Raw genomic sequence first — 26,172 nt, 5'->3', positions numbered from 1 at the left:
CTACTTCGGAGTACGTTACCGTGGAGGCCATTGTCCCACCGCCGAACCGAGGATCATGCATGCCGGCGACTTCCGTACCAGAGCAGGAAGTCCCTGTCACCGCGGATCTGGTGGCCGGGCTCCTGGCGGACCAGCATCCGGACCTCGCCGACCGGGCGCTGCGACCGGCCGCCGTCGGCTGGGACAACCTCGTCTTCCGCCTCGGCGACGACCTGTGCGTGCGCCTCCCGCGGCGGACGCCCGCCGCCCCCCTGCTGCTCAAGGAGCTCAAGGTCGTCCCGGCTGCGGCGGCCCGGCTCGCGGCGGCCGGCGTCGACGTCGGGCTGCCGCTGCCCGTGCGCCGCGGCCGTCCGGGACGCGGCTACCCGTGGGACTGGAGCGTGTGCCTGTGGGCGGACGGCCTGCCCGCGCTCGCCGTCCCGGCCCGTCTGCGGGGGGCCGCCGCCGCCCGGCTGGCGTCCTTCCTCGTGGCGCTGCACGCTCCCGCGTCCGCGGGGGCGCCGGCGAACCCGTTCCGCGACGGCGGACTCGACTCGATCGACGCCGCGGTGCGCGGGCGCCTCGTGCGGGCGGGCGCACGGGCGGATGCGGCCGCCCTCGCGCGGCTCTGGAACGGGTTCAGGAGTGCCGCTGCGCATCCGGGCCCGCGCCGGTGGGTGCACGGGGACCTGCACCCCGGCAATGTGCTCCTCGGCGCGGACGGCCGGCTCAGTGCGGTGATCGACTTCGGCGACGCGTGCGCGGGCGACCCGGCCGTGGACCTCGCGTGCGCGTGGCAGCTCTTCGGCTCCCGGGACCGGGCTGCCTTCAGGGCGCAGCTGGGTGCCGCCTACGGCCACGACTGCTGGCTGAGGGCGGCCGGCTGGGCCCTCCACTTCGGCCTCATCGCGGCGGTGACGGAAGGCAGCGATCCTGCCGTCGCGGCCAGCGGGGAGGACACGCTCGCCGAACTCCTAGGAGACTTCGCCGTGCGCGGGCCGGCAGCCGGAGCCTAGGACCGTGCCACGTCCTGCACGACCTCGTTGCGGCGCAGGAAGAAGGGCTTGAACGGCGGGTCGAACCGCGCGAACCGGGGCGCCCCCGAGGACTCGAGGCCGGCCGCGGCCATGGCCTCCCGCAGCTCCCTGGCGCGCCGGGCGAACGCCGCACCGGACCCGCGCCCGGAGAAGCGCAGCACGGCCGCCGTTGAGGGCGGCACCGACCGGATCCGCACTCGCGGATCAGCGGGCACCGGCGCCGACTCCTGGGTCATGCCGGCGGGGAGCACGAACGCCACCACGTAGACGCCCTCCTCCGGGCGGCCCCGGCCGGCAGCACCGGCGTCGAGCGGTCCGCTCTGGAGCACGGGGGCCGTCATCGCCATCTTCTGGGACGGCAGGCGGCCTGGGGTGGCCTCCTGCACCACCGGCGCGGTCATGGCCAGGGACTGCCGGGCCGTGTTGCTGCCGCTGATGTAGTTGAAGAGGTGGCGGAAGGCGGCGTTGCCTGCCCTGTCGAAGGATGCGCGCACCTCGACCTCCGCCACGGTATGGGCGGGGTAGCGACGCAGCTCGAAGTCCGCGTAGCGGCGGAGGAGCTCGTAGGGCTGCTGTTCGGTCATGGCCCCTCCGACGGTACGCCGGGAGCCGGAGGACGAGAAGGGCCTTCTGGCCGGGAGTCCGCCCCAGGGGCGTCCCGGGCGGCGGCGCGGCGCACCGAGCGTGTCACGGTGAACTTCCGGTTGCGCCCGGCCACCTCCGTCCGGCCCACCGCCCGCTGCAGCGCGGCCCGGTAGCCCAGGTGGCTGTTGGCCACGCACCACAGCTCGCCGCCGGGCTTCAGGAGCCGGCCGGCGGCGTCGATGAGCTTGAGCCCCGCCCCGGCGTGCACGCTCGCGCCGAGGTGGAAGGGCGGGTTGAGGAGCACGACGTCGGCGGACGCCTCCGGCTGGTCTCCCCCGGCGTCGTCGTGCTCGACGGCGACGCGGCCCGCTACCCCGTTCGCCTCCAGGGTGGCGCGCGCCGAGCGGACCGCCGCGGCCGAGCGGTCGGTGGCCACAACCCGGGCACCGGGGTGCCGGAGGGCGTAGGCGGCCGCGAGGGCGCCGGTGCCGCAGCCCAGGTCCACTGCGGTGGTCCCGGGGCCGCCGGGGATGCGGTCGAGGAACCCGAGCAGGAAGCGGGTGCCGAGGTCGAGGCGCGCACCTGCGAAGGCGCCGCCGTACGCGCACAGGGTCAGGCCGACGTCGTCGTGCGCTGCGCACACCGGGAAGGGCGGCAGCTCGGGGACGGGGCGCGGGCCGGCAGCGGTCAGGAGCCGGGACTTGTGCACCGCGAGCTCCGCCGCGACCTCGGTGAAGCGCGTGGCGAGGACGCCGTTCATGGCAAGCGTCATGTGCTTGACGCGGCCGCCAGCGGCCAGCACAACGTCGTCGGCCGCCCAGCGGGCCACCGCGTCGGCGAGCTCCTCGAGCTCCGCGAGGCCCCTCGGCAGCTGGGCGAGGACGAGCCGGGCGCCCGTGAGCAGGCTGGCGTCCAGCTCGTGCTCCTCGTAGGTTGCCGCCAGCCCGAGCGCAGCGGCGTTGCCCGCGAGCGCGGCCCGGCCGGTCACGAGGTCCTGGTGGACCCGGACGCCGTCGTAGCCGGCGGCGGCGAGCTGGAGCGTGACCGCGCCGTAGGCGTCGCCGATGACGGCGATCTCCCGCCCGGCGAGTCCGCGCGCCACCGCCTGTTCGAGGCCGCGGGCGCCGAGGAGCCTGTCGGTGGCGTCGAAGGCCTGCAGGTTGGGGGCTTCGACGTCGGGGCGCCGGCGCAGGTCCTCGAAGGGGAAGGCGGTCCTGTGGGGGTCGTGCACCCGTCCACCCTAGCGGCGCGCGAGCCAGCCGAGCGCTGCCTGTGCCGCACGGTAGCCGGACATGCCGTGGCTTCCCGGCCCGGGCGGGGTGGCCGCCGAGCACAGGTACACGCCGGGGACCCCGGTCGCATAGGGGTTGGCGGCCAGGCGCGGGCGTGCGAGCAGCTGGAACCCCGAGGTGGCGCCGGTGCCGATGTCCCCGCCCACGTAGTTGGCGTTGTGGGACTCGAGGGCCGCGGGCCCGCGCACGGCCGTGGCGCGGACCCTGGCTCTGAACCCGGGGGCGAACCGCTCGATCTGGGCGGTGAGCGCCTCCGTTGCGTCGCCCGGGTACGCCCGCGGGACGTGGGCGTAGGCCCAGATCGGGTTGATGCCGTCCCGCGAGCGCGAGGGGTCGGCGAGGTACTGCTGCCCCACGAGCACGAACGGCCGGGCGGGCATCCGGCCCCGGGCCACCTCCGCCTCCGCCGCGGCGATCTCCTCGAGCGTGCCGCCGAGGTGCACGGTGCCGGCCCGGCGGCAGTGCTCCGCCTGCCACGGAATGTCCCCCTCGATGGCGAAGTCGACCTTGAAGGCCGCGGGGCCGTGGCGGTAGCGGGTGTAGGCCGAGGCAGTGCTGGCGGGGAGGCGCCGGGCGAGGAGCCGGGCGGCGGCCCCGGGGGCGAGGTCGAGGAGGACGAGGTCCGCGCCGTCGAGCTCGCCGGCCTCCGTGACGGGGGCCCCCGTCTCCAGGGTCCCGCCGAGCTGCGCGAGCCGGGCAGCGAGCGCGGAGGCGATGGCCCCGGAGCCGCCCTCGGCGACGGGCCATCCGACGGCGTGGGCGGACGCGGCGAGGACGAGCCCCACGGAGGTGGTCAGGGGCGCGTCCAGGGGCGCGAAGGCATGCGCGGCGATGCCGGCGAACAGGGCCCGGGCCTCCTGGCCGCGCCACCGGCGGGCCGTGAGCGTTGCCGGGAGGACGGCGTCGGCGCCGAATCGGGCGAGGGCGAGCGGATGCCGGGGCACGTGGAGCAGCGGGCCGAGGAACTCGCCGACGATGGTGCCGAAGTCTCGGGCAGCGCGGCCAACGAGGGCGTCCCACGCCGGCCCGTCCGCGCCGAGCCCCTCCATGGTGCGGCCCAGGTCCTGCCACAGGGCTGCCTCGCGGCCGCCGTCGAGCGGGTGGGAGAGCTGGACCTCGGGCCACAGCCACCGCAGTCCGTGCTCCTCGAGCCCCAGCCCGGTGAGGAACGGCGACGCGGCGGCCAGGGGGTGGAAGGCCGAGCAGTCGTCGGCGACCACCCCGGGGAGGGTGGGCTGGGAGGAGCGGCATCCGCCGCCGATCTCGTCCTGGGCCTCGAGCACCCTCACCCGCACGCCGTGGGCGGCCAGGTGCACGGCTGCGGCGAGCCCGTTGGGCCCGCTGCCGACGACGATGGCTGTGCTCACCCTCCCATCCTGCCACCGGCACTGGCGGGGCGGGCGGCGGCGCGACATCATCCCACCATGGGCGTGGATCGGCGGCGGGCGCGCGGTGCAGCGGCGGCTCGCCGGATGCTGCGCCGGATTCCCCTCGCGCCGTGGCTGCGGCACTACGAGCCGCGCTGGCTCCGCGACGACGTCGTGGCGGGCGCGGGGCTGTTCGCGCTCCTCATCCCGGCGGGCATGGCGTACGCGCAGGCCGCGGGGCTGCCGCCGGTCACCGGGCTCTACGCGACCGTCGTCCCGATGGCGGTGTACGCGCTCGTCGGCCCGAGCCGCGTCCTCGTGCTGGGGCCCGACTCGGCGCTGGCGCCCCTCATTGCGGCGTCCGTCCTGCCGCTCGCGGCCGGCAGCGCCGAGCGGGCGGTCGCGCTCGCGGGCCTCCTCGCCCTGCTCATGGGCGCGCTCATGGTGGCCGGCTCCCTCCTGCGGCTGGGGGTGGTGACGCAGCTGCTGTCGCGGCCGATCCGGCTCGGGTACCTCAGCGGGCTCGCCCTCGTGGTCTTCGCCTCACAGCTGGCCACGCTGACCGGGCTCCACGCCTCGGGCGGCACCCCGTGGGAGCAGCTCGTGGCCCTTGCCGCGGCGCTCCCCGCGGCCAATCCGGTCTCGGTGGTGGTGGGCGCAGGGTCGCTCGCCGTCATCGCCGCGGCCGGCCTGCTCGGCTGGCGGCTCGCGGGGATGCTCGCGGCCGTGGTCGGCTCCGCGGCGGCCACGTGGCTGCTCGGCCTGGGCACCCGCACCGCGGTGGCCGGCGCCCTCCCCTCCGGGCTGCCGCCCCCGCCGTTCCGCGGCGTCGTCCTAGAAGACGCCCTGGCACTGGTGGTCCCGGCGACCGGGATCGCCCTCATGACGTTCGCTGACTCGGGCGTGCTGTCGAAGAGCCTCGCGTCGCGGTACGGCGGCGACGTCTCGGGCAACCGGGAGCTGGGCGCGATCGGGCTGGCAAACGCCGTGACCGGGCTCCTGGGCGGCCTGCCCGTCTCGGCCAGCGGGTCGCGGACGCCGGTGGCCCTGGCGGCGGGGGCCCGCAGCCAGCTCACGGGCGTCGTGGCCGCCGTCCTCGTCCTGGCGTTCATGCTCCTCGCCCCCGGCCTCACCGCCTACATTCCGACCGCGACGCTCGCGGCGGTGGTGATCGTGGCCGTGGTGGGCCTCGTGGACGCGCCCGAGATCGTCCGGCTCGCACAGATGAGCCGGAGCGAGGCCGCGGTGATGGCGGCCGCCTTCGTGGGGGTGACGACGCTCGGCGTGCTCCCGGGCATCCTCGTGGCGATCGGGCTTGCGCTGCTCGAGTTCGTCCGCCGCGCGTTCACTCCGTACCGCGCGGAACTGGGCCACCTGGACGAGGTTCCCGGCTACCACGACCTCTCCCGGCACCCCGAGGGCACCCGGCTCCCCGGCCTCATCCTCGCGCGGTTCGACGCGCCGCTCTTCTTCGCCAACGGCTCGGTGCTCACGGACTTCCTCCGTTCGCTCGTCGAGGCCGCGGGGCGGCCCGTGACCCACGTGGTCCTCGCTGCCGAGCCGATCACGGGCATCGACACGACGGCGCTCGAGGAGCTCATCGAGCTGGACGAGTGGCTCGCCCAGCGCGGCATCCAGCTCGTGTTCGCCGAGCTGAAGGGCCCCATGAAGGACAGGCTCGTGCGGTTCGGCACCCGGGCGAGGTTCGGCGTCGACCACTTCTACCCGACGGTCAGCGCCGCGGTGCGGGCCCTCCGCGCCGACCGCGACGACCCGGACAGGCACGACGGCGTGGAGGAGCCTCCCGCGCCCGCCCCGCCCGCCGCCTGAGGCAGGACTAGTGCGCCCCGCGGCGCACGAACTCCGCCGTCTGCCGGGCCAGCGGGGCGACGATCTCCTCGGGGCTCCGTTTGGCGCCCCTGACGGCGAAGGAGTGGTCGCCGCCCTCCTGCCATGCGAGGGCGGCCGTGGGGAGCTTCGCGACGACCGCCTCGAGCAGGTTCGCCCCGGCGAGCGCGTCGCGGGTGCCGGAGAGGAACAACATCGGCAGCGTGATCCCGTACAGGTGCTCGTCGCGCAGCTTCTCGGGCTTCCCGGCCGGGTGCAGGGGGTAGCCGAGGAACACGAGCCCGGCGGGGGCCATGGCGCCCTCGGCGACCGCGAGGGAGGCCATGCGCCCGCCGAACGACTTGCCCGCGGCCCACACCGGCTCCCCGGCGGAGCGGCGCCGCGCCTCCTCGAGCGCGGCCGCCCAGACGGGGATCGCCTTCGGGGCCCTGTCGGGCAGCTTCTTCCCCGCCTCCCTGTAGGCGAAGTTGAACCGCAGGGTCGCCAGCCCGAGCGCGTTGAGGGCGTCGGCGTACGCGACCATGAACGGGTGGTCCATCCCCGCACCGGCGCCGTGGGCCACCACGACGGTGGCGTCCGCCCCCTCCGGGCGGGCGTAGACGCCGGAGACGTCGGAGAGGGGGGTCGGAATCGCGAGGCGCTCGCCATGTTCAGCCATGCGACTATCCTGCCGTTCATGGACCTCGACGTCAGGCCAATCCCCAGGCCGCAGCGCAAACGGGCAGTTTTCGCGGCGTTCGCGAACCTCGCCGTGGGCGAGTCGTTCGTCCTCGTGACGAACCTCGACCCCGGGCCGCTGCGGGCGGAATTCGAGGACGACCAGTACGGCGCCTCCTCCTGGGAGTACCTCGAACGCGGGCCCGAGTGGCGGATCCGGGTCACGCGGACCGCCTCCACTCCCCTGCCGCGTGTGCTCGCCGACACCCGCTCGCTGGCGCAGGCGGACGACGTCGACGCCTCGGGTGCCGTCTTCCGGCTCACCATGGGCAACCGCGACCTCGACTCGAACGTGATCGCGCTGCCGCCGCACGGGAGCATCGGCGAGCATGTGGGTCCGGACCTCGATGTGCTCCTGCACGTGATCGCCGGGGACGGGACGCTCACGACCGAGGACGGGGAGGTAGCGCTGGCGCCGGGAGCGCTCGTGTGGCTGCCGAAGCGGTCGCGCCGGCAGTTCGCCGCCGGCGCCGGCGGCCTGCGCTACCTCTCCGTGCACCAGCGCAAGCCGGGCCTCGGCCTCACCCGCCGGCCATGGTGACGGCGGCGCGGCGGCGCGCAACTGCCCCGCCGGGCGCCGTCAGCCTGAAAGGTTGCCGATCATGGCCTCGAGGGCGCGGAGGGTGCGCTCGTACTCGCCGTCCTCGAGGCCCCGGACGGTCACCTCGCGCAGGCCGTTGACCGTGTCCCGCGCACCGTGGAGCTCCATGCGGCCCAGGTCGGTGAGCCGGTAGACCCCGCCCTTCTCCGCCACGAGGCCGCCGCCGAGCAGCGGCTCGAGGTGCCGCTCGCTCGTCTCCTCCGCCCCGTCGTCAAGGAGGGGGGCAATGGCCTCGTCGAGCTGGGCCACCGTGGCCTGGGTGTCCGCCAGGACGTTGAGCAGCTGCCATTGGCGCCGGCTGAGCCGGTGCCTCTCGAGCGCCTCGTCGAAGCGGTCCTCGAGCAGCCGGTCCAGGGTCCGCAGGAGGAAGCCGATGGGGCGCTGGGGCTCTTGCATGGCGTCACTCCCGTGCCGGGTGCGGGTCGGTCGTGACCACTATGCGCCGCCCGGAGGGGTGCGGCTAGGGACCTCAGTCCGTCTGCAGCGCGCGGCTGCGGACCTCCCGGCCGGCGGACTTGACGGTCTGGGCCAGGCTCGCGGCCGCGGTGCCCTCGCCGTTGAGCACGGCGGTGGCGAGGTCCTCGACGAGGTCGATGTACTCGGTGATCTGCACGGGACCATCCTCGCCTCCGGAGGTGTACCGGCAGCCGAGGGGCCGGTGAACGCCGTATGAAGGCTTCGTGGAGACACAGCGACGAGGACCGCCTCGTGGGCGGCATAGCCACCGGATCACGCCCGAGGGAACCACGCCGCCACGCGGAGGCTTCCAGATGAGTCTCGGGGCCCTATCGCCACAGGTGATCCGGTCGTACCCTGCGCGTGTAGGGACCGCTGGTACCCCTGCCAAGGGTCCGCGCTCACGGCGCTTCGCCCGCTCGCGCCCCGGCAGCTGTGGCAGCGCAGCAGCAACACTTGATCGGAGTGCAAGAGATGACCGCAACATCAGCTCACAGCGCGGCAACGACCCCAGTCACTGTAGGACCAGCATTCGCAGATCCGGCTGCGCTTGGCCTAGGTGCCTTTGCCATGACAACCTTCGTCCTCAGCCTTGCCAACGCGAACGTCGTCCCGACGGCGGGCTCGGCTGTGCTCGGTCTGGCCCTCTTCTACGGCGGACTCGCGCAGGTCGCGGCCGGGCTCTGGGAATTCGCCAAGGGGAACACGTTCGGCGCGACCGCGTTCTGCTCCTTTGGATTCTTCTGGGCGTCCTTCTGGTGGCTCGAGATAAACCCGGACGTCGCCAGCAAGGCCGGGTCCGCTGGCGTCGGCGCCTACCTCCTCGGCTGGACGATCTTCACCGCCTATATGACAGTCGCCGCGATCAGGACCAATGGCGTGGTCCTCGCAGTCTTCGTCATGCTGACCCTGACGTTCCTTGCCCTCACCATCGGCGCCTTCTCGGCTTCCACCATCTTCGACCGCATCGGGGGCTGGCTCGGCATCATTACCGCGATCCTCGCCTGGTACGGTTCGTTCGCGACCGTCGTCAACGCGACCTGGAAGCGATCACTGCTTCCCGTCTGGGCAGCACGGTAGGCAGCAGGATGGCCACCGCCCCAGATGGGCCGCGTCCCGCTCCCTTGGAGAACCTGACAACAGAGGAGCGCGTCTTCCCTCCGTCGCCGGAGTTCGCCTCAGCCGCCAACCTGCACAAGGACGCCTATGCAGAGGCCGAGCGCGATCCGCTCGCGTTCTGGGCCAAGCAGGCCGAGCGGCTCACCTGGTCGAAGAAATGGGAGACAGTCCTCGACTGGTCGAATCCCCCGTTTGCCAAATGGTTCATCGGAGGGCGCCTGAACGTCGCGTACAACTGCCTCGACCGGCATCTGGAGGCGGGCCTCGGGGAGCGTGTGGCCTTCTACTTCGAGGGCGAGCCGGGCGACACTCGCACCATCACCTACGCACAGCTCACCGAAGCGGTGTGCCAGGCGGCCAACACCTTGGCGCGCCTCGGGGTCAGGGCCGGTGACCGCGTGGCGATCTACATGCCGATGATCCCGGAAACCGTCGTGGCCATGCTCGCGTGTGCAAGGCTCGGGGCTCCGCATACGGTCGTCTTCGGCGGATTCTCTTCCGAAGCGCTGCAGGCCCGCATCTTGGACTGTGACGCGCACGTCGTCATCACGGCCGACGGCGGGTACCGCAGGGGCAAGGCCTCGGCGCTCAAGCCTGCGGTCGATGAGGCGCTCGTGGACTGCCCGGACGTCCACAGTGTGCTCGTAGTGCGGCGCACGGGCCAGGACGTGGGGTGGACGGAGGGACGCGACCACTGGTGGCATGAAACGGTCGAACAGGCCGACACCCACCACGATCCGGAGGCCTTCGACGCCGAGCATCCGCTCTATGTCATGTACACCTCTGGCACGACCGGGAAGCCCAAGGGCATCCTCCACACCTCTGCCGGCTACCTGGTCGGCTGTTCCTATACCCACTGGGGCGTCTTCGACCTCAAGGCCGACACCGACGTCTTCTGGACGGCCGCGGACATCGGCTGGGTGACGGGGCACAGCTACATCGTCTATGGGCCGCTCAGCAACGCTGCGACGTCCGTGCTCTACGAGGGGACCCCCGACGCCCCGCACCGGGGCCGGTGGTGGGAGATCATCGACAAATACAAGGTCTCGATCCTCTACTGCGCGCCCACTGCCATCCGCACCTTCATGAAGTGGGGCGAGGACATCCCCGGACGCTTCGACTTGGGCTCACTCAGGGTGCTCGGTACCGTCGGGGAGCCGATCAACCCCGAGGCATACGTCTGGTATCGCGAGAACATCGGCCACAGTCGAGTGCCGGTAGTCGACACCTGGTGGCAGACCGAAACCGGCATGCAGATGATCAGCCCCCTGCCGGGTGTCACGCCGGCGAAGCCGGGCGCCGCCATGCGCGCACTGCCCGGGGTCTCTGCCGATGTCGTGGATGACGAGGGCCGCCCCGTCCCGAAGGGGTCCGGAGGCTATCTTGTGCTGACCGAGCCGTGGCCAGCCATGCTCCGGACGATCTGGGGAGATGACAAGCGGTACGTCGAGACCTACTGGTCGCGGTTCCCTGGGCTGTACTTCGCCGGCGACGGGGCCAAGCGCGACGAGGACGGCGACATCTGGTTGCTCGGACGCGTGGACGACGTCATGAATGTCTCCGGGCACCGCCTCTCGACAACAGAGATCGAGTCGGCCCTCGTGGCGCATCCCAAGGTAGCCGAGGCCGCGGTCGTAGGGGCCTCGGATGAGGTGGGCGGCCAGGGGATTGTGGCGTTTGTCATTCTCCGCGCAGACGCGGGCGACGGCGGCCCCGACGTCGTGCAGGAACTGCGCGAGCACGTCGAACACGAGATCGGTAAGATCGCGAGGCCGAGACAGATCATGATCGTCCCTGAGCTGCCCAAGACGCGGTCAGGAAAGATCATGCGCCGGCTCCTGCGCGACGTCGCAGAGCAGCGCCCGATCGGCGACGTCACGACCCTTGCGGACTCGACCGTCATGGAAACCATCAAGGCCAACCTCGCTGCCGGAGCCGAGGGGCAGAGCTAGGCCGCGGGGCGTTTGCCCCTCCGGAAACGAATGAGGCCGCCCATCGGGCGGCCTCAGCTCGGATGCACTTGTGATACGAGCAACTCCGTGGAGGTAAGGGGATTCGAACCCCTGACCTTCTGCATGCCATGCAGACGCGCTACCAACTGCGCCATACCCCCGTGGAGCTGAGGGGACTCGAACCCCTGACCCCCTGCATGCCATGCAGGTGCGCTACCAGCTGCGCCACAGCCCCGGAAGTCGGTTCCGGACGCGTGATCACGGGCCTTCAGACCCCTTCACCCCGTCCGGAGCAACTCAATTATCTTAGAGCCTCGCGGCCCGTCCGCACAAATCAGCGGCGGTCGCCGCGCGGCGTCCCGGGTCAGCCCTCTTCGACGGTGACCGGCACGGGCAGCGTGCCCGCGTTGTGCTCGCCCAGCCGCCATCGGAGCGTCCCGTCGCGGCGCGGCCGGCGCTCCTCGAGGATGGACCACGAGCAGTTCGAGAGCCCGGCCAGCGCGCCCCAGAGGTCGTGCGGGAGGCCGAGCAGGTGGGCGAGGCCCACGCGGATGGCGCCGCCGTGGCTCACGACGACGAGGGTCCCGTCCGCGGGGACGCCGGCGAGGGCGCGGTCCACCGCGCGGTGGACCCGGGCGGCAACGTCGAGGCGTGTCTCGGCCCCTCCCGCGGCGGTGTTGACGTCGCCGTCCTCCCAGCGGTGGAGCGCCTCGGGATCCATGCCCCGGATCGCGTCGAACGTGTGCCCCTGCCAGGCGCCGGCGTTGGTCTCCCGCAGCCCGCTGTCCACCCTCACCGGGAGGCCCGTGACCGCGGCAAGGGCCTCGGCGGTCGCCCGCGTGCGGTCCAGGTCGGAGGCAACGATGGCGGACGGGGAGAGCGACGCGAGCCGGCGCGCGGCCTCCTCGGCCTGCCGGAGGCCCTCCTCGTTCAGCGGGATGTCGGTCTGCCCCTGGAACCGGCCGGCGGCATTCCAGTCGGTGCGCCCGTGGCGCCAGAACACGATGCGCCGCAGCGCCCCGCGCGCGGCGTCGGGGTGCACCGCCCTCAGCCCGCGGCGGAGGCCGAGGCCCCCGCGTCGTCGAGGCCGAGGTCCACCATCGGGCAGTCCTTCCACAGGCGCTCGAGCGCGTAGAAGGCACGGTCCTCGCTGTGCATGACGTGGACCACGACGTCGCCGAAGTCCAGCAGGACCCAGCGGCCCTCGGACCGGCCCTCACGGCGCACGGGGCGCCGGTCGAGCTGGACGATCAGCTCGTCCTCGATGTTGTCCACGACCGCGTTGACCTGGCGCTCGGTCTCGGCCGAGGCGATGACGAAGATGTCGGTGATCGCGAGGCGTTCGCTCACGTCCACCGCCACGATGTTCTCGGCCAGCTTGTCCGCTGCGGCCCTGGCGGCCGTGCGGGCCAGCTCGACGGCCGTCTCTGTTGCGCTCACTCTTCTCCTTGGAGGCTTGCTGCTGCCGGGGGCTACTTGCCGCCCAGCACGATCATGATGATGGCGACGATGAGGGCGAGGATGCCGACGGCGCCGATGGCGAGGAGCACGAGGCGCTCCCGCTGGGCACGGCCCACGCCCGCATGCGCGGAATCGAGGGGGTCCAGCCCGTGGGCGCTGCGGGCCGAGACGGGCGCGCCCTCGGGCATCTCCCCGCGGGGCTGGGCGCGGCGGAGGTCCACGGGCCGCGAGCCGGTCGGCGCGCCCGCCGCCCGGGCCTGCCGCGCGTTCTTCCCGGTCACCACGGGAACGTGCGTGGTGGTGGGCGGCTTCATGACGGGGTGCGGGACCCCTGGCACCCGGACGAACTCGAGCGGGGTCACCATCGCGAGGTTGTCGGTCGCCGCGGGGGCGGGCGCCTTCCGGGCCGGGGCCGACGCTTCCTTCCGCGATTCCTCCGCGAGCCGCTGCTTGGCCTGCGCGCGCCGGTTCAGCACGGCGGCGCGCTCGGCCATCGCCACCTGCTCGGCGAGGAGGGCCGGATCGACCTCGGTGCCGGCCCTGCCGCGCTGGGCCTCCAGCATGGCCGCCTGATTCTTGGCCTGCTCCTTGAGCAGTTCGCGCGCCGCGGCGATCTGCTCGTGGCTGAGCCTGCGGAACGAGCCGGTCTCCGGGCCGAGCGCCGGGGTCACGGTCAGCCCCTGCGGCACGATGCCCTGCATCGCCGTGGGAGGGGCGGGGTCGACACCCGGGATCGGCGCCGTCCCGGCGCCGGGGCTGTGCGGCGCGGGGACCATCGGGAGGGCCTGGGCCGAGGGGGCAGGGCCGCCGCCGGCCTCGCCCTGCGGCTGCCCGGGGGCCTCGGGGCCGCCGGTGATCGGCGGGATCTTGCCGGTCTCCCGCTCGCGGATGGAGCGTCGGGTCGGGAAGGACTCGCGGGAGCTCTGGGCGGCCTGCTCCTTCTCGGCGAGCTCGCGGAGGACCCGCTGGGCGGCCCGGTCGCGGGCGCGGGCCTGGGAGCTGCGCTCGGGCGCCCCGGGCTCGGCGGCGCGGGCGCGGGGGGCGGGGCGTCCGGTGGCGCACGACGGCGCGTCCCCGCCGCGCGCTGCCGCTGCGGCCGCGCCGTGGGCAGCCGCGAGGGCCTCGGAGCGGGCACGGGCGGCTGCGGCCGCCGCCTCGGCCTGCCCCCGAGCCTCAGCTTCGGCCTGTTCCGGCGTCAGCTGCTCCCGCGGAGCCGAGGCGAGTGCAGCCTGCTGGGCCAGGCGACGCTCGCGCCGGCTCGTGATCGGCCTATCCTCGTTGCTCATGCCTGCTCATCGCACAGCGGCCGCTGTGCTCCCTGCCTCTCCGTTCTCGTCCTGCGCGTGGCCGTCGCCGTCGTCCGACGGTCGGCCCTTCCCACGGTAGAGGCCGTACTTGGCGATGTACTGCACCACGCCGTCGGGCACCAGATACCAGACCGGTTCGGCCACCGCCACGCGGGCGCGGCAGTCCGTCGAGGAGATCGCCATCGCGGGCACCTCGAGCAGGCTGACATCGGTGCGGCCAAGGTCGTGCAGTTCATGCCCGGGCCGGGTCACGCCCACGAAGTGGGCGAGATTCCACAGCTCGTCGACGTCCTTCCACCCCACGATCTGCGCCATGGCGTCGGCGCCGGTGATGAAGTACAGATCGGCCTCGGGCCGCAGCCGCCGCAGGTCGCGCAGCGTGTCCTTGGTGTAGGTCGGACCGGGGCGGTCGATGTCGACGCGGCTCACAGTGAACCGCGGGTTCGATGCGGTCGCGATCACCGTCATGAGGTACCGGTGCTCGGCGGCGCTGACCGTGCTCTTCGACTTCTGCCACGGCTCCCCCGTCGGCACGAAGACGACCTCGTCGAGGTCGAACTTCGACGCGACCTCGCTGGCCGCGACGAGGTGGCCGTGGTGGATCGGGTCGAAGGTCCCGCCCATGACTCCGAGGCGGTGGCGACGCGCGCTCCCGGACTGCTCTGCTGGGGCCAAGGCGAGAGGGTTCAGTGGCCCTGGCCGCGGTCGTGCTTGTTCGGGTGCTGGCGGTGCGGGTCCGCGTGCTCGTCGACAGGCTCGTGGCGGCGGCCGAGGTTGGTGTAGGAGACCGTGACGAACATCAGCACGGCGAAGATCACGAACATCGTCACGCCGATGACGAACGGCGGTGCGATGAGCGGAGCGGGCTCCTCGTGGCCGGCGGCCTCCGCGCTCACGTTGACTGCGGTGCTGATCAGCGTTGCCAGCATGGTCTCCCCTTCAGGTGGTAACTCTCAGATGCAGGATCTGGACTGGGTTTCATCCTACCCCGGCGGATCAGGCCCGGACCTGCCCCTCGCCCTGCACGATCCACTTGGTGGTGGTCAGCTCCGCCAGGCCCATCGGACCGCGGGCATGCAGCTTCTGGGTGGAGATCCCCACCTCGGCGCCGAGGCCGAGTTCGCCGCCGTCGGTGAACCGGGTCGAGGCGTTGACCATGACCGCGGCCGAGTCGACCTCGGCGATGAACCGCTCGGCGTTGGCGAGGTCGTTGGTGATGATCGCCTCGGTGTGGCCGGTGCTCCAGCGGCGGATGTGTGCGATGGCCTCGTCGAGTCCGTCCACGGTTGCCACCGCGAGCTCGAGGTCCATGTACTCGGTGGCCCAGTCTCGGTCGGTGGCCTCGTCGGCAGCCACGTCCGCGGGCAGGGCCGCGAGGGTGCGGCCGTCGACATGGAGGCGCACACCCCGCTCCGCCAGGGCCCGCGCAACGGCCGGCAGGACCGTGGAATCCTTGTGGACGAGGACGGTCTCGACCGTGTTGCACACGCTCGGGCGCTGGGTCTTGGCGTTGACGAGGATCTCGACCGCCATGCGCTCGTCGGCGCTGGCGTCGACGAACACGTGGACGTTGCCCTCGCCGGTCTCGATGACGGGCACGGTCGAGTTGAGCACCACGTTCTGGATCAGCTCGCGCCCGCCGCGCGGGATCAGCACGTCCACCCGGCCGCGGGCCTTCATCAGGGCGTTCCCGCCCTCGCGCCCGTAGGCGTCCACGCTCTGCACGGCGTCGTCGGGGAGGCCCACGGCGGCCAGGGCGTCCCGGATGATGCCCAGCAGCGCCGCGTTGGTGCGGCCCGCTGCGCTGCCGCCGCGCAGGATCACGGCGTTGCCGCTTTTGAGGGCCAGCCCGGCGATGTCCACCGTCACGTTGGGGCGCGCCTCGTAGATCGCGGCGACCACGCCCATGGGCACGTTGACCTGGCGGACGCGCACGCCGTTGGGCAGGGTCTGGCCGCGGACCACGGTGCCCACGGGGTCCGGGAGCCCCGCGAGGGTCTCGAGGGCGTCGACGAGCCCGTCGATGCGGGCCGGGGTCAGGGCCAGCCGGTCGAGCAGCGCCGCAGACGTGCCGTTGGCGCGCCCCGCCTCGAGGTCCTCGCGGTTGGCGGCGAGGACCGCCTCCTCGTGCTCCTTGAGCGCGGCGCCGACGGCGCGCAGCGCGCGGTCCTTCCAGGCCCGGTTGGCGCGGGCCAGGACGCGCGAGGCTGCCCGCGCGCGGTCGCCGATCGCGTGGACGGCCGTCTCGACGTCCGCCGGCACGAGCACGGCCTGTCCGGGCGCCGGCGTGGCCGGCCCGGTGGCAGCGGTGGTCTCGTCGGGGACGGAGGCAGGCGCGGTGGCGCGCGCGGTGTCAGTCATGGCACCAGTCTACCGAGGGGGCCGCCGCGGGCCCGGCGCGGCGTCACACGAGCACGAGGTCGTCGACGTGGACGACGACGCGCTCGTACTCGGGTCCGAGCTCGCGCCCGAGGTCCTTGGTCGAACGGCCCAGCATGGCCGGGAGCTCGTCAGCGGAGAAGTTGACCAGACCGCGGGCGAGGACGTGGCCGGCCTGGTCCGCGATCTCGACCGGGTCGCCGGCTTCGAACTCCCCCGAGACGGCCGTGATTCCGGCGGGCAGCAGCGAGCGGTGACGCTGGCCCACGGCCCGGACGGCGCCGTCGTCGAGCGTCAGGGTGCCCCGGACGGCCGCGAGGTGCTCGAGCCAGAGCAGGCGCACCGGCTTGCGCCGGCCGCTCACGCTGAACCACGTGCCGACGTCCTCCCCGGCGAGGGCCCGCCCCGCGGCGGCGGTGGAGGTCACGAGGGCGGGGATCCCCGAGCTGGCCGCGATGGTCGCGGCCTCGACCTTGGTGGCCATGCCGCCGGTGCCGAGCCCGGCCTTGCCGGCGCTGCCGATCCGCACCCCGTCGAGGTCGGCGGTGTCGCGCACGTGCTCGATCCGCACGCCGCCCTCGGCCGGCGGTCCGGTGTACACCGAGTCGACGTCGGAGAGCAGCACGAGCGCGTCGGCGTGCACGAGGTGGGCCACGAGGGCGGCGAGCCGGTCATTGTCGCCGAAGCGGATCTCGTGGGTGGCCACGGTGTCGTTCTCGTTGACGACCGGGACCACGCCGAGGTGCAGGAGCTTCTCGAGGGCCCGGTGCGCGTTCTTGTACTGGGTGCGGCGCACGAGGTCGTCTGCGGTGAGGAGCACTTGGCTGACCGTCACGCCGTGCGCCGTGAACGCCTGGGTGTAGCGCGCCATGAGGAGGCCCTGCCCCACGCTCGCCGCCGCCTGCTGGGTGGCGAGGTCCTTGGGCCGGCGCGCCAGCCCGAGCGGGGCCAGGCCGGCGGCGATGGCGCCCGAGGAGACGAGGACGATCTCGGTGCCCTCATTGGCGCGCTCCGCGAGGGTGTCCACGAGGGCCTTGAGGGCCTTCTCCGAGATGCCGCCACGGAGCGTCGTGAGGGACGAGGAGCCGACCTTGACTACGATCCTGCGGGCCTCGGGCAGCCATTCGCGCCCGCGCGCGGTGGCCTCAGAGGTCGTCGTCGTCACCAACCCACTCCCCCTCGGCGGCCTCCTCGGCCGCGACGGCGTCCTTCTCCGGTGACCGCCGGCGCGAGGACTCGGTCCAGATGCCCGCGCGCCGCTCGGCCTCGAGCTCCTCGCGCGCCGCGGCCCGCGCGGCCTTGCGGTCCTCGTAGTCCTCGCGCTTCTGGGCGCGGGTGGGGCGCTCCCAGTCGGCGAGGCGCAGGTCGGTGCCGCGGGGTCCGGTGAGGACCTCGGCCCCGGTCATCATGGTCGGCTCCCAGTCGAAGACCACCGCGTTGTCCTCGCCGATGACCACGGTGTCCCCGGGCTTCGCGCCCACCTTGAAGAGCTGGTCCTCGACCCCGAGGCGGTTGAGCCGGTCCGCGAGGTACCCGATGGCCTCCTCGTTGGTGAAGTCGGTCTGCTTGACCCACTTCTCAGGCTTCTCCCCCAGCACCCGGAACAGCGGCTCCAGGTTGCGCTCCTCGCGCCGGATCGTGAACCCGGCCTCGTTCACGGCGCGCGGACGCAGGACGGCGGGGGCCACCTTCGGCGGGGCGGCCTGCACGGCGTCGCGGGCGGCCTGGACGATCTCGGCCATGGCGAAGCCGAGGGGCTTGAGGCCTGCGTGGCTCGTCGCCGACACCTCGAAGACCCGGTAGCCGCGGCGCTCGAGTTCCGGGCGGACCATCTCGGCCATGTCCTTGCCGTCGGGAAGGTCGGTCTTGTTCAGGGCCACCAGCTTGGGACGGGCGTTGAGCGGCTGGGCCTGTCCGTCGACCCCCGCGTAGCTCATGTCCACGGCGTACTTCTCGAGCTCCCGCTCGATCACGTCGAGGTCGTCGATCGGGTTGCGGTCCGCCTCGAGGGTCCCGCAGTCGAGGACGTGGACGATCGCCGCGCACCGTTCGACGTGCCGGAGGAAGTCGTGGCCGAGGCCGCGGCCCTCGCTCGCGCCCTCGATGAGGCCCGGGACGTCGGCGATCGTGAAGCGCACGTCGCCGGCCTGGACCACGCCGAGATTGGGCACGAGGGTCGTGAACGGGTAGTCGGCGACCTTCGGGCGCGCGGCCGACATGGCGGCGATGAGGCTCGACTTGCCCGCCGAGGGGTACCCGACGAGGGCGATGTCCGCGATGGACTTGAGCTCGAGGACGATGTCGCGCTCGTCCCCGGGGATGCCGAGGAGCGCGAACCCGGGCGCTTTCCGCTTGGCGGAGGAGAGCGCGGCGTTGCCGAGGCCGCCCTGGCCGCCGGCGGCGGCCACGTACTCCGTGCCCTCGCCGACGAGGTCAGCGAGGACCTTGCCGTCGCGCGACTTGACCACGGTGCCGTCCGGCACGGGCAGCACGAGGGTGTCGCCGGTGTGCCCGGCGCGCCAGTCGCCCATGCCGGGGCCGCCGTTCTGGGCGTGCCTGTGTGGTGAGTGGTGGTAGTCGAGCAGCGTCGTCGTCTGGTGTGAGACGCGCAGGACGACATCGCCGCCGTTGCCGCCGTTGCCCCCGTCGGGGCCGCCGAGCGGCTTGAACTTCTCCCGTTTGACCGAGATGCAGCCGTGGCCGCCGTTCCCGCCCGAGACGTGCAGGACTACGCGGTCCACGAAGCTCGCCACTTCATTCTCCTTAGGTCTTCGGGCCTGTCACCCGATTCTAGTGCTGGGTCCTCCAGCGAGTGGGCCATGGCTCCCGCCCCGCGCAAGGGGGCAGAGACACAGCAAAGGGTGGAGCGGACCACTGGCCCACTCCACCCTGTGTCAACGGACCGCGCCCGGGGGCGCAGCCGCTGGTGCCTGTCTTCTGCTACGCAGCGACGACGATGTCCACGATCCGGCGCCCGCCACGGGTGCCGAACTGGACCGCGCCCGCGGTCAGAGCGAAGAGGGTGTCATCCTTGCCGCGCCCCACACCGTTGCCGGGGTGGAAGTGCGTGCCACGCTGGCGGACGATGATCTCGCCGGCGTTGACGGCCTGGCCGCCGAAGCGCTTGACGCCGAGGCGCTGCGCGTTCGAGTCGCGGCCGTTGCGGGTGGAGCTTGCGCCCTTCTTGTGTGCCATGAGCTGTGCCTCCCTGAGGAAATCTAGAGTCTGGGTGAACCCGGAGGTTCAGGCGTTGATGCCGGTGATCTTGACCTTGGTCAGCTCCTGGCGGTGGCCCTGGCGCTTCTTGTAACCGGTCTTGTTCTTGTACTTCTGGATGACGATCTTCGGGCCCCGGAGGTCTTCGAGGACCTCGGCCGTGACGGTCACCTTGGCCAGCTCGGCAGCGGCGGAGGTCACCTTCTCACCGTCGACCAGCAGGAGGGCGGGCAGCTCGATGGTGCTGCCGGCCTCACCGGCCACGCGGTTGAGGGTGACGAGGTCTCCGACGGACACCTTCTCCTGACGGCCGCCGGCGCGGACAATCGCGTACACCACTGGGGAACTCACTTCTCTCGACTGATATTTCCAAAAGCTCTTTGCGCGCGGCGCCCGGCGTCCGTGCACAGCACGGAGCGTCGAGCGCCCAAGTGTGCTTCTGCCGTGAGTCCGCGAGGGGAATCCCTGGGAGTGAATACCCAAGTGACGGCGCAAGCACCGAGGATCAAGAATACGCTAGTCCTCTGTCCGGCCGCAAATGAGGCCTATCCGGCCACTGCATGCCGGAAAAGCACGCCCGCCCAGTGTATCCCACTGGGTGGGCATGCCCGGTCAGGCGAACCTGCGCGGCGCGTCGAAGAACTCGCGCTCGTAGACGGCGGACGCTGTGAAGGCCTCGCGCATCGCCGCACGCTCGCCGCCCGAGGCGCGCCGGCCCGCGGCGTCCGTGTAGGCGATCGCCCGGCGCGTGGCCGCCGCGAAGGCCTCGTCCGCGTAGGTGCCGATCCACGCCCCATACGGGTGCCCGTCCTGGTCGGGCCGGGCGGCATGCCGGGCGTGCAGCGCTGCGCCGACCTCGGCGTAGATCCAGTAGCACGGCAGCGCTGCCGCGGCGAGCACGGCGTAGCTGCCGGAGGCGGAGGCCGCGAGCAGGTGGTCCACGTAGGCCTTCGTCACCGGGCCGGGGACGGTACCGCCGGCACCGGTGCCCTCCGCCCCCGCGCCTCCGGCGTCATGCGCCTCGACGGGGTGGCGGGAGAGCCAGGTGCGGTGCAGCTCGGCCTCGACCGCGAGGCAGACCCGGGCGCCCTCCGCCCAGAAGGCCTGCTCCTCCTCGCTCGGGGCGAGGGCACTCGCCCGGGCCAGCACGCGGGAGTACCCGTTGAGGTACAGGGCGTCCTGGGTCAGGTAGTAGGCGAAGTGGCCCTGGGACAGGGTCCCGTCGTCGAGCTGGGCGATGAACGGCAGCGCGTCGATCTCGGCCCGGACCTTGGCGGTGTCGCGCCAGAGGCCGTCCGTGAACTCCCCCTCGGCGAGGGGGACGGACGCAGCCAGGTGGTGGAAGTGATGCACCGGGCCGTGGCCGCCGCCGACCTCGAGCTCGCTGGAGGCCGCCAGCGCTCCGCGCAGCCACTCCTTCACCACCGCCAAGGAGCGCGCCCAGTCCCCGGTGCGCGCCTGCACCGTGGCGAGAGCGGAGGAGAGCGAGCAGCCGGTGCCGTGCGTGTTGCGGGTGGCCACGCGCTCGCCCTCGATCTGGACGACGACGGGGTCGGCGCCCCGGCGGGCGTCGACGATCGCGTCGGGACAGGCGGCGCCCTCGAGGTGACCGCCCTTGACGAGCACGGCTCCCCCGGTCCGCTCGGAGAGCCTGCGGCCCTGGTCGAGCGCCTCCTCCCAGGCCGTCGCCGTGTCCTCCCCCAGCAGTGCCCCCAGCTCGGGGAGATTGGGCGTGACGAGGTGGGCGTGGGCGAGCAGGCCGCGCAGCGCCTCCTCGGCGTCCGCGGCGAGCAGCCGGTCGCCGCTCGTGGCCACCATCACTGGGTCAAGCACGACGACGGCCGGCTGCGTGCGCTCGAGCCAGGCGGCCACCGTGCGGATGACCGCGGCGTCGGAGAGCATACCGATCTTCACCGCGTCGACCTGGATGTCGCTCCCGACGGCCTCGAGCTGGGCGGCGAGGAAGTCCGCCGGCGGGGTGTGCACCGCGGTGACGCCGCGGGTGTTCTGGGCGGTCAGCGCCGTGATGGCGCACATGCCGTAGCCGCCCATCGCCGCGATGCTCTTCAGGTCGGCCTGGATGCCGGCTCCGCCCGACGGGTCGGAGCCGGCGATGCTCAGGACACGGGGAACGGCGCCCACGCCTGCTACAGCTCCGACGCCGGGACGCCGACGCCCAGGATCATGGGGCCGCCCTCGTCCTTCGGAGTGTCCGGCGTGGCCTTGCCGGCCTGGGCGGGTGCCGTGGGCGCTGCCGCGGAGCGGGTCTGGCCCCCGACGGCGCCAGCCGTCTCCTCGACGCGCGTCACCTCCGCCGAGCCCTGGCCGCTGCGGGCACCGCGGCTGCGGCGCTTGCGGCCCGGGCGCGGCTCGGCCTCGCTGGGCACGTGCCGCTCCCCCGTCAGCTGGTCGAATGCCTGGCTGAGCGCGTCCAGGCTCAGCGCGGGCGCAGGCGCCGGGGCCTCGTGCGGCAGGTCGCCGTGCGGGATCTCGATCCGTTCCCCGCCGATGGTGAGCACGGGCCGGCCGTCCTCGCCCTCCGAGGTGGCGCGGACTGGCGGTGCACCGTGGGTCGCCTCGGCGCGGGCAGCGGGGGCCGACGAGGCCAGGGCGCGCACGGGCTCCTGGGCGTGGCCCGTTCCGGCGTGCTCCGCGTCGGTGCCCCCGGCAGCGTGGCCGGCGGACGCGGCCGCGGGAGCGTGCTGGACGGGTGCCTGCTCCGCGGGGACGTGCTCGCCGCCGTCGGGGTGCTCGGCGTGCGCCGGCTGTTCGCCGTCGTGCACGTGGGCTGCGTGGGCCGCGGCCGCCACGGCTGCCAGGGCGGCCCGGGTGGCCTGGGCGCGGGCCTGGCGCTCGGTGTCGTCGACCGGCGGGGCGGCCTGGGTCGGAGCGGGCGCCGGTGCCGCCTGGGCCTCGGGCTGCTGCCCGCTGCCGCGGCGGCGGCGCTTGCGCCCGCTGCCGGAGGCCGGGGCCTCGGTCCGGGGTGCGGCCTGGTGCTCGGGGACGGGTGCGGCCGGGCGGCTGCCCCGCTCGACGGGCTCCTCGTGCGTGATGACGCCGCGGCCGCCGCAGACCTCGCAGTTCTCGCTGAAGACCTCGAGCAGGCCGGTGCCCATGCGCTTGCGGGTCATCTGGACGAGCCCGAGCGAGGTGACCTCGGCGACCTGGTGCTTGGTGCGGTCACGACCGAGGCATTCGACCAGCCGGCGCAGCACGAGGTCCCGGTTGGACTCGAGCACCATGTCGATGAAGTCGATCACGATGATCCCGCCGATGTCCCGCAGGCGCAGCTGGCGGACGATCTCCTCCGCGGCCTCGAGGTTGTTCTTGGTGACCGTCTCCTCGAGGTTGCCGCCCGAGCCGGTGAACTTGCCGGTGTTGACGTCGACCACCGTCATCGCCTCGGTGCGGTCGATCACGAGGGAGCCGCCGGAGGGCAGGAAGACCTTGCGGTCGAGCGCCTTGTGGATCTGCTCGTCGATGCGCCAGTGGGCGAAGACGTCCTCGTCGGACTCGTACTTCTCGAGCCGGCCGAGGAGGTCGGGCGCGACGTAGGTGACGTAGGCCTCGATCGTGTCCCACGCCTCCTCGCCGCTCACGATGAGCTTGGAGAAGTCCTCGTTGAAGACGTCGCGGACCACCTTGATGGTCAGGTCGGGCTCGCCGTACAGGAGCTCCGGTGCGAGCACCTTCGTCGAGGACGCCTGCTCCTGGATCGACTCCCACTGGGCCCGGAGTCGGTTGATGTCGTGGGTGAGCTCTTCCTCGCTCGCGCCCTCGGCCGCGGTCCGCACGATCACTCCGGCGTCCTCGGGGAGGCGGTCCTTGAGGATCTTCTTCAGCCGGGCGCGCTCGACGTCGGGCAGCTTGCGGGAGATGCCCGTCATCGATCCGCCGGGCACGTACACGAGGTAGCGGCCGGGCAGGGAGATCTGGCTCGTGAGGCGGGCGCCCTTGTGGCCGATCGGGTCCTTGGTCACCTGGACCAAGACGGAGTCGCCGGACTTGAGAGCGTTCTCGATGCGGCGCGGGGCCCCGTCGAGGCCGGCCGCGTCCCAGTTGACCTCGCCCGCGTAGAGCACGGCGTTGCGGCCGCGGCCGATGTCCACGAAGGCGGCTTCCATGGACGGCAGCACATTCTGGACCCGGCCGAGGTAGACGTTGCCGATGAGCGAGTCCTGCTGCGTCTTGGAGACGAAGTGCTCGGCCAGCACGCCGTCCTCCAGCACCGCGATCTGGATGCGGTCGTCCTTCTGCCGGACCACCATCTGGCGGTCCACGGACTCGCGGCGCGCCAGGAACTCGGCCTCGGTGATGACATGGCGGCGGCGCCCCGACTCGCGGGACTCGCGGCGGCGCTGCTTCTTCGCCTCGAGGCGGGTGGATCCCCGCACACTCTGGACTCGCGTGCTCGGGGCTTCCGACGGCGTGCGGGGCGCCCGAACCCGGGTGACCGTGCCGGGCGGGTCGTCGTCGTGGCCGCCCTCGAGCTCGAGGTCGGCGTCGCCGCGGCGGCGGCGCCGGCGGCGGCGGGAGGTGATCTCCTCGGACTCGTCGCCTGGCTCGCCGTCCTCGGTGTCCTGCTCGTCGCTGGACTCGGTGCCGCGCGTGCGGCCGCGGCGTCCGCGTCCGCGCCGGCGCCGGCGTCCGGACAGCTCCGACTCCTCGTCCTCGTCCTGCTCGTCCTCGTGGTCCTCCACGGGCTCGGCAGCGGCGACGGGCCGCAGCACCGTGCTCAGGTCGGGGGCCTGGAAGATCATCGACGTCGGGGAGATGGGCTCCCTGAAGAAAGTCGCGAAGCCGCCCTCCGCAGACTCCTCAGCCTCACCGTCGGCGGTTTCGGGCGCGGGGGCCTCCTGACGCGGGGCGGCAGCCGCGGCGCCGTCCGCCACAGGGGCGGCGTGGGGCACGGCGTCCCGCCGGGCGGGCTCCTTTGCGGCCGGCTCCTTGGCGACCGGCGCTGCGGCGGACGCCTCTTCGGCCGGGCGGGGCTCGTCGGCGACGGCGGCCTGCACACCCTGGGCGGGGGCCTCGTCGGCTCCGCCCGGTCGGGCAGCCGACCGGCGGCGGGCGCGGACCGAGCTCTTGGCCCGCGAGCCGGCGGCCGGAGCAGCGGCGGGGGCCGCTTCCGGCTCTTCAGTCTGGTCGGCGTCGGCGGCGCGCTCGGGACGACGGGTCTCCTCCTTGACGGCCGCGGCGCGGGCCGAGGTCCGGCGGCGTCGCGACGCCGGGGCCTTCTGGCCGGTGGACTCGGCGCCGTCTGCGTCCTTCGCCTCGGCAATGGCACCGGCCCCCGTCCGTGCGGCGTCGGCCTGCGCGGCGTCGGCCTGTCCGGGTGCCGAGTCCTCGCGGGGCGCAGTGTCCGCGGGGGCGGCCTGCTGCTCGGCAGCGGACTGCTCGGCGGGAGCGGGCTCGCTGGGAGCGTCCTTGGGTGCCGCGGCGGCGCGGCGGCTGCGGGTCGCCCGCTTCGGCTTGGTCGGCGGTTCGGCCGTGGCCGCCTCGGTGCCCTGGGCCTCCGGCGCGTCGGCCGCCGTGGCGCCCGCCTCCGCAGTCTCCTGGGCGGCCGGCGACGCGGCCGGGCTCGAGGCGCTGCGCCGCCGGGTGGTGCGCCGGGGCTTCTGCTCGGCCACCGTTGCGTCGTCCGGGGCCTCGGCGCCGGGCTGCTGTTCCATATCCATCTGTGCGTACTCCAAAGCCGCCCCGTCCGTCCCCACATACGGCGGCCGCGGCGGCGCCACGAGTCGGCACCCGCAGGCGCCGACGAAGTCAGTCCCGTGCCCCCGCGGGAGTCCCGCGTGGGCCGGCGCCGCGTTGAAACCCGCCAGCGGTCGAGGCCGGGCAGGTGCCGCTCTGGCCCGCGCATCCCGGTCGGGATCGGTAGATCCGGACGGGAACGGGGCGGCGGTCTTGTCGCTGAACACCGGGCCGGGCACTGCATGTGGATCAGCGTCCGGCCAATGGCATTGTCTCACACGCTGGCCCGGCATGATCGGGAAGGGCGCGCCTGTGCACCGCCGCGCCGTGGCCGCCGCGCCCCGCCGGTCGCCTGCCTGCCCGGGTGCGGCTCCAGTGATCGCCCAGACGGGCCGCCTAGAATCGGAGCATCCCGCAGGAAGGACCTCCATGACTCCCCAGAGCAGCCCGAGCCGGGCCACGACCGCGTCCGGGCCCGACCAGGCCGGAACGGACGAGACCGCCGCCGTCCCCGACAGCGGCGGCCATGCCATGACCCGCACGGTCCCGTTCGCGTGGCTGCTGCTGGTCGCGAGCGCGGTCGGCTGGCTGGCCTCGGGCGAGCTTGTCCTCGAGAAGATCGAGAAGCTCATCAATCCGAGCCACACCACGATCTGCGACGTGAACCCGTGGATCTCCTGCGGCGAGGTCATGAGCACCTGGCAGAGCTCGCTCTTCGGCTTTCCGAACATGTTCATCGGGATCGTGGCCTTCGCCGTCACGATCACCGTGGCCGTGGCGCTCCTGGCCGGGGCCCGGTTCAGCCGCTGGTTCTGGGTCGGCCTGCAGGTCGGCGTCACTCTCGGCTTCGTCTTCGTCATCTGGCTCTGGAGCCAGGCCCTCTACGCGATCGGGATCCTGTGCCCGCTGTGCATGGTCGTGTGGGCCATGATGATCCCGATCTTCGTCTGGACCACGGCCCGCAACCTGGTACACGGCGTCATCCCCGCACCGGCACGGCTCGCCAAGGGCTTCGCCGACTGGGGCTGGGTGACGGTCGCGGTCCTCTACATCGCGGTGATCGCGACGATCTTCTTCCGCTTCCTGAACCTGTTCGTCCCGTCCACCATGTAGCCCCCCTCCCCGTTTCGGGTACGCATCTCGTCGCCTTTTCGGCGTTCCG

The 26,172-nt window shown here is 73.1% G+C and carries 24 protein-coding genes and 2 tRNA genes; 6 read left to right on the top strand and 20 right to left on the bottom strand.

Going from position 1 to position 26,172, the window contains the following annotated elements; genetic code table 11:
• Positions 1-59: 59 nt before the first annotated feature.
• Complete coding sequence (locus tag ACYVKZ_RS03155; RefSeq protein WP_460990528.1) at positions 60-995, top strand: phosphotransferase; 936 nt, start codon at positions 60-62, stop codon at positions 993-995.
• Here the strand turns inward: ACYVKZ_RS03155 and ACYVKZ_RS03150 are convergent.
• The 3 genes from ACYVKZ_RS03150 to ACYVKZ_RS03140 are packed head-to-tail and all read right to left on the bottom strand — an operon-like array spanning position 992 to position 4,260.
• Positions 992-1,600 carry an SOUL family heme-binding protein gene (locus ACYVKZ_RS03150; protein ID WP_460990526.1) on the bottom strand — a complete coding sequence of 203 codons (609 nt, stop codon included), beginning with the start codon at positions 1,598-1,600 and terminating at the stop codon, positions 992-994. The genes ACYVKZ_RS03155 and ACYVKZ_RS03150 overlap by 4 nt on opposite strands.
• Positions 1,597-2,832 (bottom strand): class I SAM-dependent methyltransferase, encoded by a 1,236-nt coding sequence (locus tag ACYVKZ_RS03145; RefSeq protein WP_460990525.1) that lies wholly within the window; start codon positions 2,830-2,832, stop codon positions 1,597-1,599. Before ACYVKZ_RS03145 ends, ACYVKZ_RS03150 begins: the two co-directional genes overlap by 4 nt.
• A gap of 9 nt (positions 2,833-2,841) precedes the next feature.
• Positions 2,842-4,260 carry a phytoene desaturase family protein gene (locus ACYVKZ_RS03140; protein WP_460990524.1) on the bottom strand — a complete coding sequence of 473 codons (1,419 nt, stop codon included), beginning with the start codon at positions 4,258-4,260 and terminating at the stop codon, positions 2,842-2,844.
• Between the two features lie 57 nt (positions 4,261-4,317).
• On the opposite strand from ACYVKZ_RS03140, the gene ACYVKZ_RS03135 reads away from it, so the two are divergent.
• Entirely contained in the window at positions 4,318-6,090 is a 1,773-nt protein-coding gene (locus ACYVKZ_RS03135; RefSeq protein ID WP_460990523.1) for a SulP family inorganic anion transporter, read from the top strand.
• Positions 6,091-6,097: 7 nt separating this feature from the next.
• Here the strand turns inward: ACYVKZ_RS03135 and ACYVKZ_RS03130 are convergent, their stop codons facing one another.
• Entirely contained in the window at positions 6,098-6,766 is a 669-nt protein-coding gene (locus ACYVKZ_RS03130) for an alpha/beta hydrolase family protein (RefSeq protein ID WP_460990522.1), read from the bottom strand.
• A gap of 18 nt (positions 6,767-6,784) precedes the next feature.
• On the opposite strand from ACYVKZ_RS03130, the gene ACYVKZ_RS03125 reads away from it, so the two are divergent.
• The gene (locus ACYVKZ_RS03125; RefSeq protein ID WP_460990521.1) at positions 6,785-7,366 is read left to right on the top strand and encodes a DUF2249 domain-containing protein; all 582 of its coding nucleotides are present in this window, start codon (positions 6,785-6,787) and stop codon (positions 7,364-7,366) included.
• 39 nt (positions 7,367-7,405) lie between these two features.
• Here ACYVKZ_RS03125 and ACYVKZ_RS03120 read toward each other — a convergent pair whose 3' ends face one another.
• Together ACYVKZ_RS03120 and ACYVKZ_RS03115 are read right to left on the bottom strand one after the other, a co-directional pair.
• Positions 7,406-7,822: a MarR family winged helix-turn-helix transcriptional regulator gene (locus ACYVKZ_RS03120; protein WP_460990520.1), complete on the bottom strand. Its 417-nt coding sequence runs from the start codon at positions 7,820-7,822 to the stop codon at positions 7,406-7,408.
• A gap of 73 nt (positions 7,823-7,895) precedes the next feature.
• Positions 7,896-8,039, bottom strand: coding sequence for a hypothetical protein (locus tag ACYVKZ_RS03115; protein ID WP_460990519.1), 144 nt, complete (start codon positions 8,037-8,039; stop codon positions 7,896-7,898).
• 317 nt (positions 8,040-8,356) lie between these two features.
• Here ACYVKZ_RS03115 and ACYVKZ_RS03110 point away from each other — a divergent pair, with 317 nt between their 5' ends.
• Together ACYVKZ_RS03110 and acs are read left to right on the top strand one after the other, a co-directional pair.
• Entirely contained in the window at positions 8,357-8,962 is a 606-nt protein-coding gene (locus tag ACYVKZ_RS03110; protein WP_447419052.1) for an acetate uptake transporter, read from the top strand.
• An 8-nt stretch (positions 8,963-8,970) separates the two neighbouring features.
• Positions 8,971-10,953 carry an acetate--CoA ligase gene (gene acs / locus ACYVKZ_RS03105; protein WP_460990518.1) on the top strand — a complete coding sequence of 661 codons (1,983 nt, stop codon included), beginning with the start codon at positions 8,971-8,973 and terminating at the stop codon, positions 10,951-10,953.
• Between the two features lie 88 nt (positions 10,954-11,041).
• Here the strand turns inward: acs and ACYVKZ_RS03100 are convergent.
• The 14 genes from ACYVKZ_RS03100 to ACYVKZ_RS03035 all read right to left on the bottom strand — a co-directional run bounded on the left by ACYVKZ_RS03100 (position 11,042) and on the right by ACYVKZ_RS03035 (position 24,988).
• Positions 11,042-11,114: transfer RNA gene (locus ACYVKZ_RS03100), tRNA-Ala, on the bottom strand.
• A gap of 1 nt (position 11,115) precedes the next feature.
• Positions 11,116-11,188, bottom strand: a tRNA-Ala gene (locus tag ACYVKZ_RS03095).
• Positions 11,189-11,317: 129 nt separating this feature from the next.
• Positions 11,318-11,995, bottom strand: a complete 678-nt coding sequence (locus ACYVKZ_RS03090) for a histidine phosphatase family protein (protein ID WP_460990517.1) — start codon at positions 11,993-11,995, stop codon at positions 11,318-11,320.
• Between the two features lie 5 nt (positions 11,996-12,000).
• A complete protein-coding gene (gene rsfS / locus ACYVKZ_RS03085; protein ID WP_460990516.1) occupies positions 12,001-12,393 on the bottom strand; it encodes a ribosome silencing factor in 393 nt (130 codons plus the stop codon).
• A 32-nt stretch (positions 12,394-12,425) separates the two neighbouring features.
• Positions 12,426-13,700, bottom strand: a complete 1,275-nt coding sequence (locus tag ACYVKZ_RS03080) for a hypothetical protein (RefSeq protein WP_460990515.1) — start codon at positions 13,698-13,700, stop codon at positions 12,426-12,428.
• Positions 13,701-13,706: 6 nt separating this feature from the next.
• Positions 13,707-14,396 (bottom strand): nicotinate-nucleotide adenylyltransferase, encoded by a 690-nt coding sequence (gene nadD / locus ACYVKZ_RS03075; RefSeq protein WP_460990514.1) that lies wholly within the window; start codon positions 14,394-14,396, stop codon positions 13,707-13,709.
• Positions 14,397-14,407: 11 nt separating this feature from the next.
• Positions 14,408-14,650, bottom strand: a complete 243-nt coding sequence (locus tag ACYVKZ_RS03070) for a hypothetical protein (protein ID WP_307007976.1) — start codon at positions 14,648-14,650, stop codon at positions 14,408-14,410.
• 67 nt (positions 14,651-14,717) lie between these two features.
• Positions 14,718-16,082 (bottom strand): glutamate-5-semialdehyde dehydrogenase, encoded by a 1,365-nt coding sequence (locus tag ACYVKZ_RS03065; RefSeq protein WP_460990513.1) that lies wholly within the window; start codon positions 16,080-16,082, stop codon positions 14,718-14,720.
• A 43-nt stretch (positions 16,083-16,125) separates the two neighbouring features.
• On the bottom strand, positions 16,126-17,265 hold the full coding sequence (gene proB / locus ACYVKZ_RS03060) for a glutamate 5-kinase (protein ID WP_307007974.1): 1,140 nt from the start codon (positions 17,263-17,265) through the stop codon (positions 16,126-16,128).
• Positions 17,246-18,853 (bottom strand): GTPase ObgE, encoded by a 1,608-nt coding sequence (obgE, locus tag ACYVKZ_RS03055; RefSeq protein WP_460990512.1) that lies wholly within the window; start codon positions 18,851-18,853, stop codon positions 17,246-17,248. Before obgE ends, proB begins: the two co-directional genes overlap by 20 nt.
• A 187-nt stretch (positions 18,854-19,040) precedes the next feature.
• Complete coding sequence (gene rpmA / locus ACYVKZ_RS03050) at positions 19,041-19,295, bottom strand: 50S ribosomal protein L27 (RefSeq protein ID WP_307007971.1); 255 nt, start codon at positions 19,293-19,295, stop codon at positions 19,041-19,043.
• A gap of 48 nt (positions 19,296-19,343) precedes the next feature.
• A complete protein-coding gene (gene rplU / locus ACYVKZ_RS03045; RefSeq protein ID WP_066498167.1) occupies positions 19,344-19,655 on the bottom strand; it encodes a 50S ribosomal protein L21 in 312 nt (103 codons plus the stop codon).
• A gap of 273 nt (positions 19,656-19,928) precedes the next feature.
• Positions 19,929-21,458, bottom strand: coding sequence for a bifunctional hydroxymethylpyrimidine kinase/phosphomethylpyrimidine kinase (locus ACYVKZ_RS03040; protein WP_460990511.1), 1,530 nt, complete (start codon positions 21,456-21,458; stop codon positions 19,929-19,931).
• Between the two features lie 5 nt (positions 21,459-21,463).
• The gene (locus tag ACYVKZ_RS03035; RefSeq protein WP_460990593.1) at positions 21,464-24,988 is read right to left on the bottom strand and encodes an Rne/Rng family ribonuclease; all 3,525 of its coding nucleotides are present in this window, start codon (positions 24,986-24,988) and stop codon (positions 21,464-21,466) included.
• A gap of 451 nt (positions 24,989-25,439) precedes the next feature.
• Here ACYVKZ_RS03035 and ACYVKZ_RS03030 point away from each other — a divergent pair, with 451 nt between their 5' ends.
• Positions 25,440-26,123, top strand: coding sequence for a vitamin K epoxide reductase family protein (locus ACYVKZ_RS03030; protein WP_460990510.1), 684 nt, complete (start codon positions 25,440-25,442; stop codon positions 26,121-26,123).
• Positions 26,124-26,172: the final 49 nt, after the last annotated feature.

Source organism: Sinomonas soli, assembly GCF_054782415.1.
This window is presented reverse-complemented; position numbering and strand designations above follow the sequence as displayed.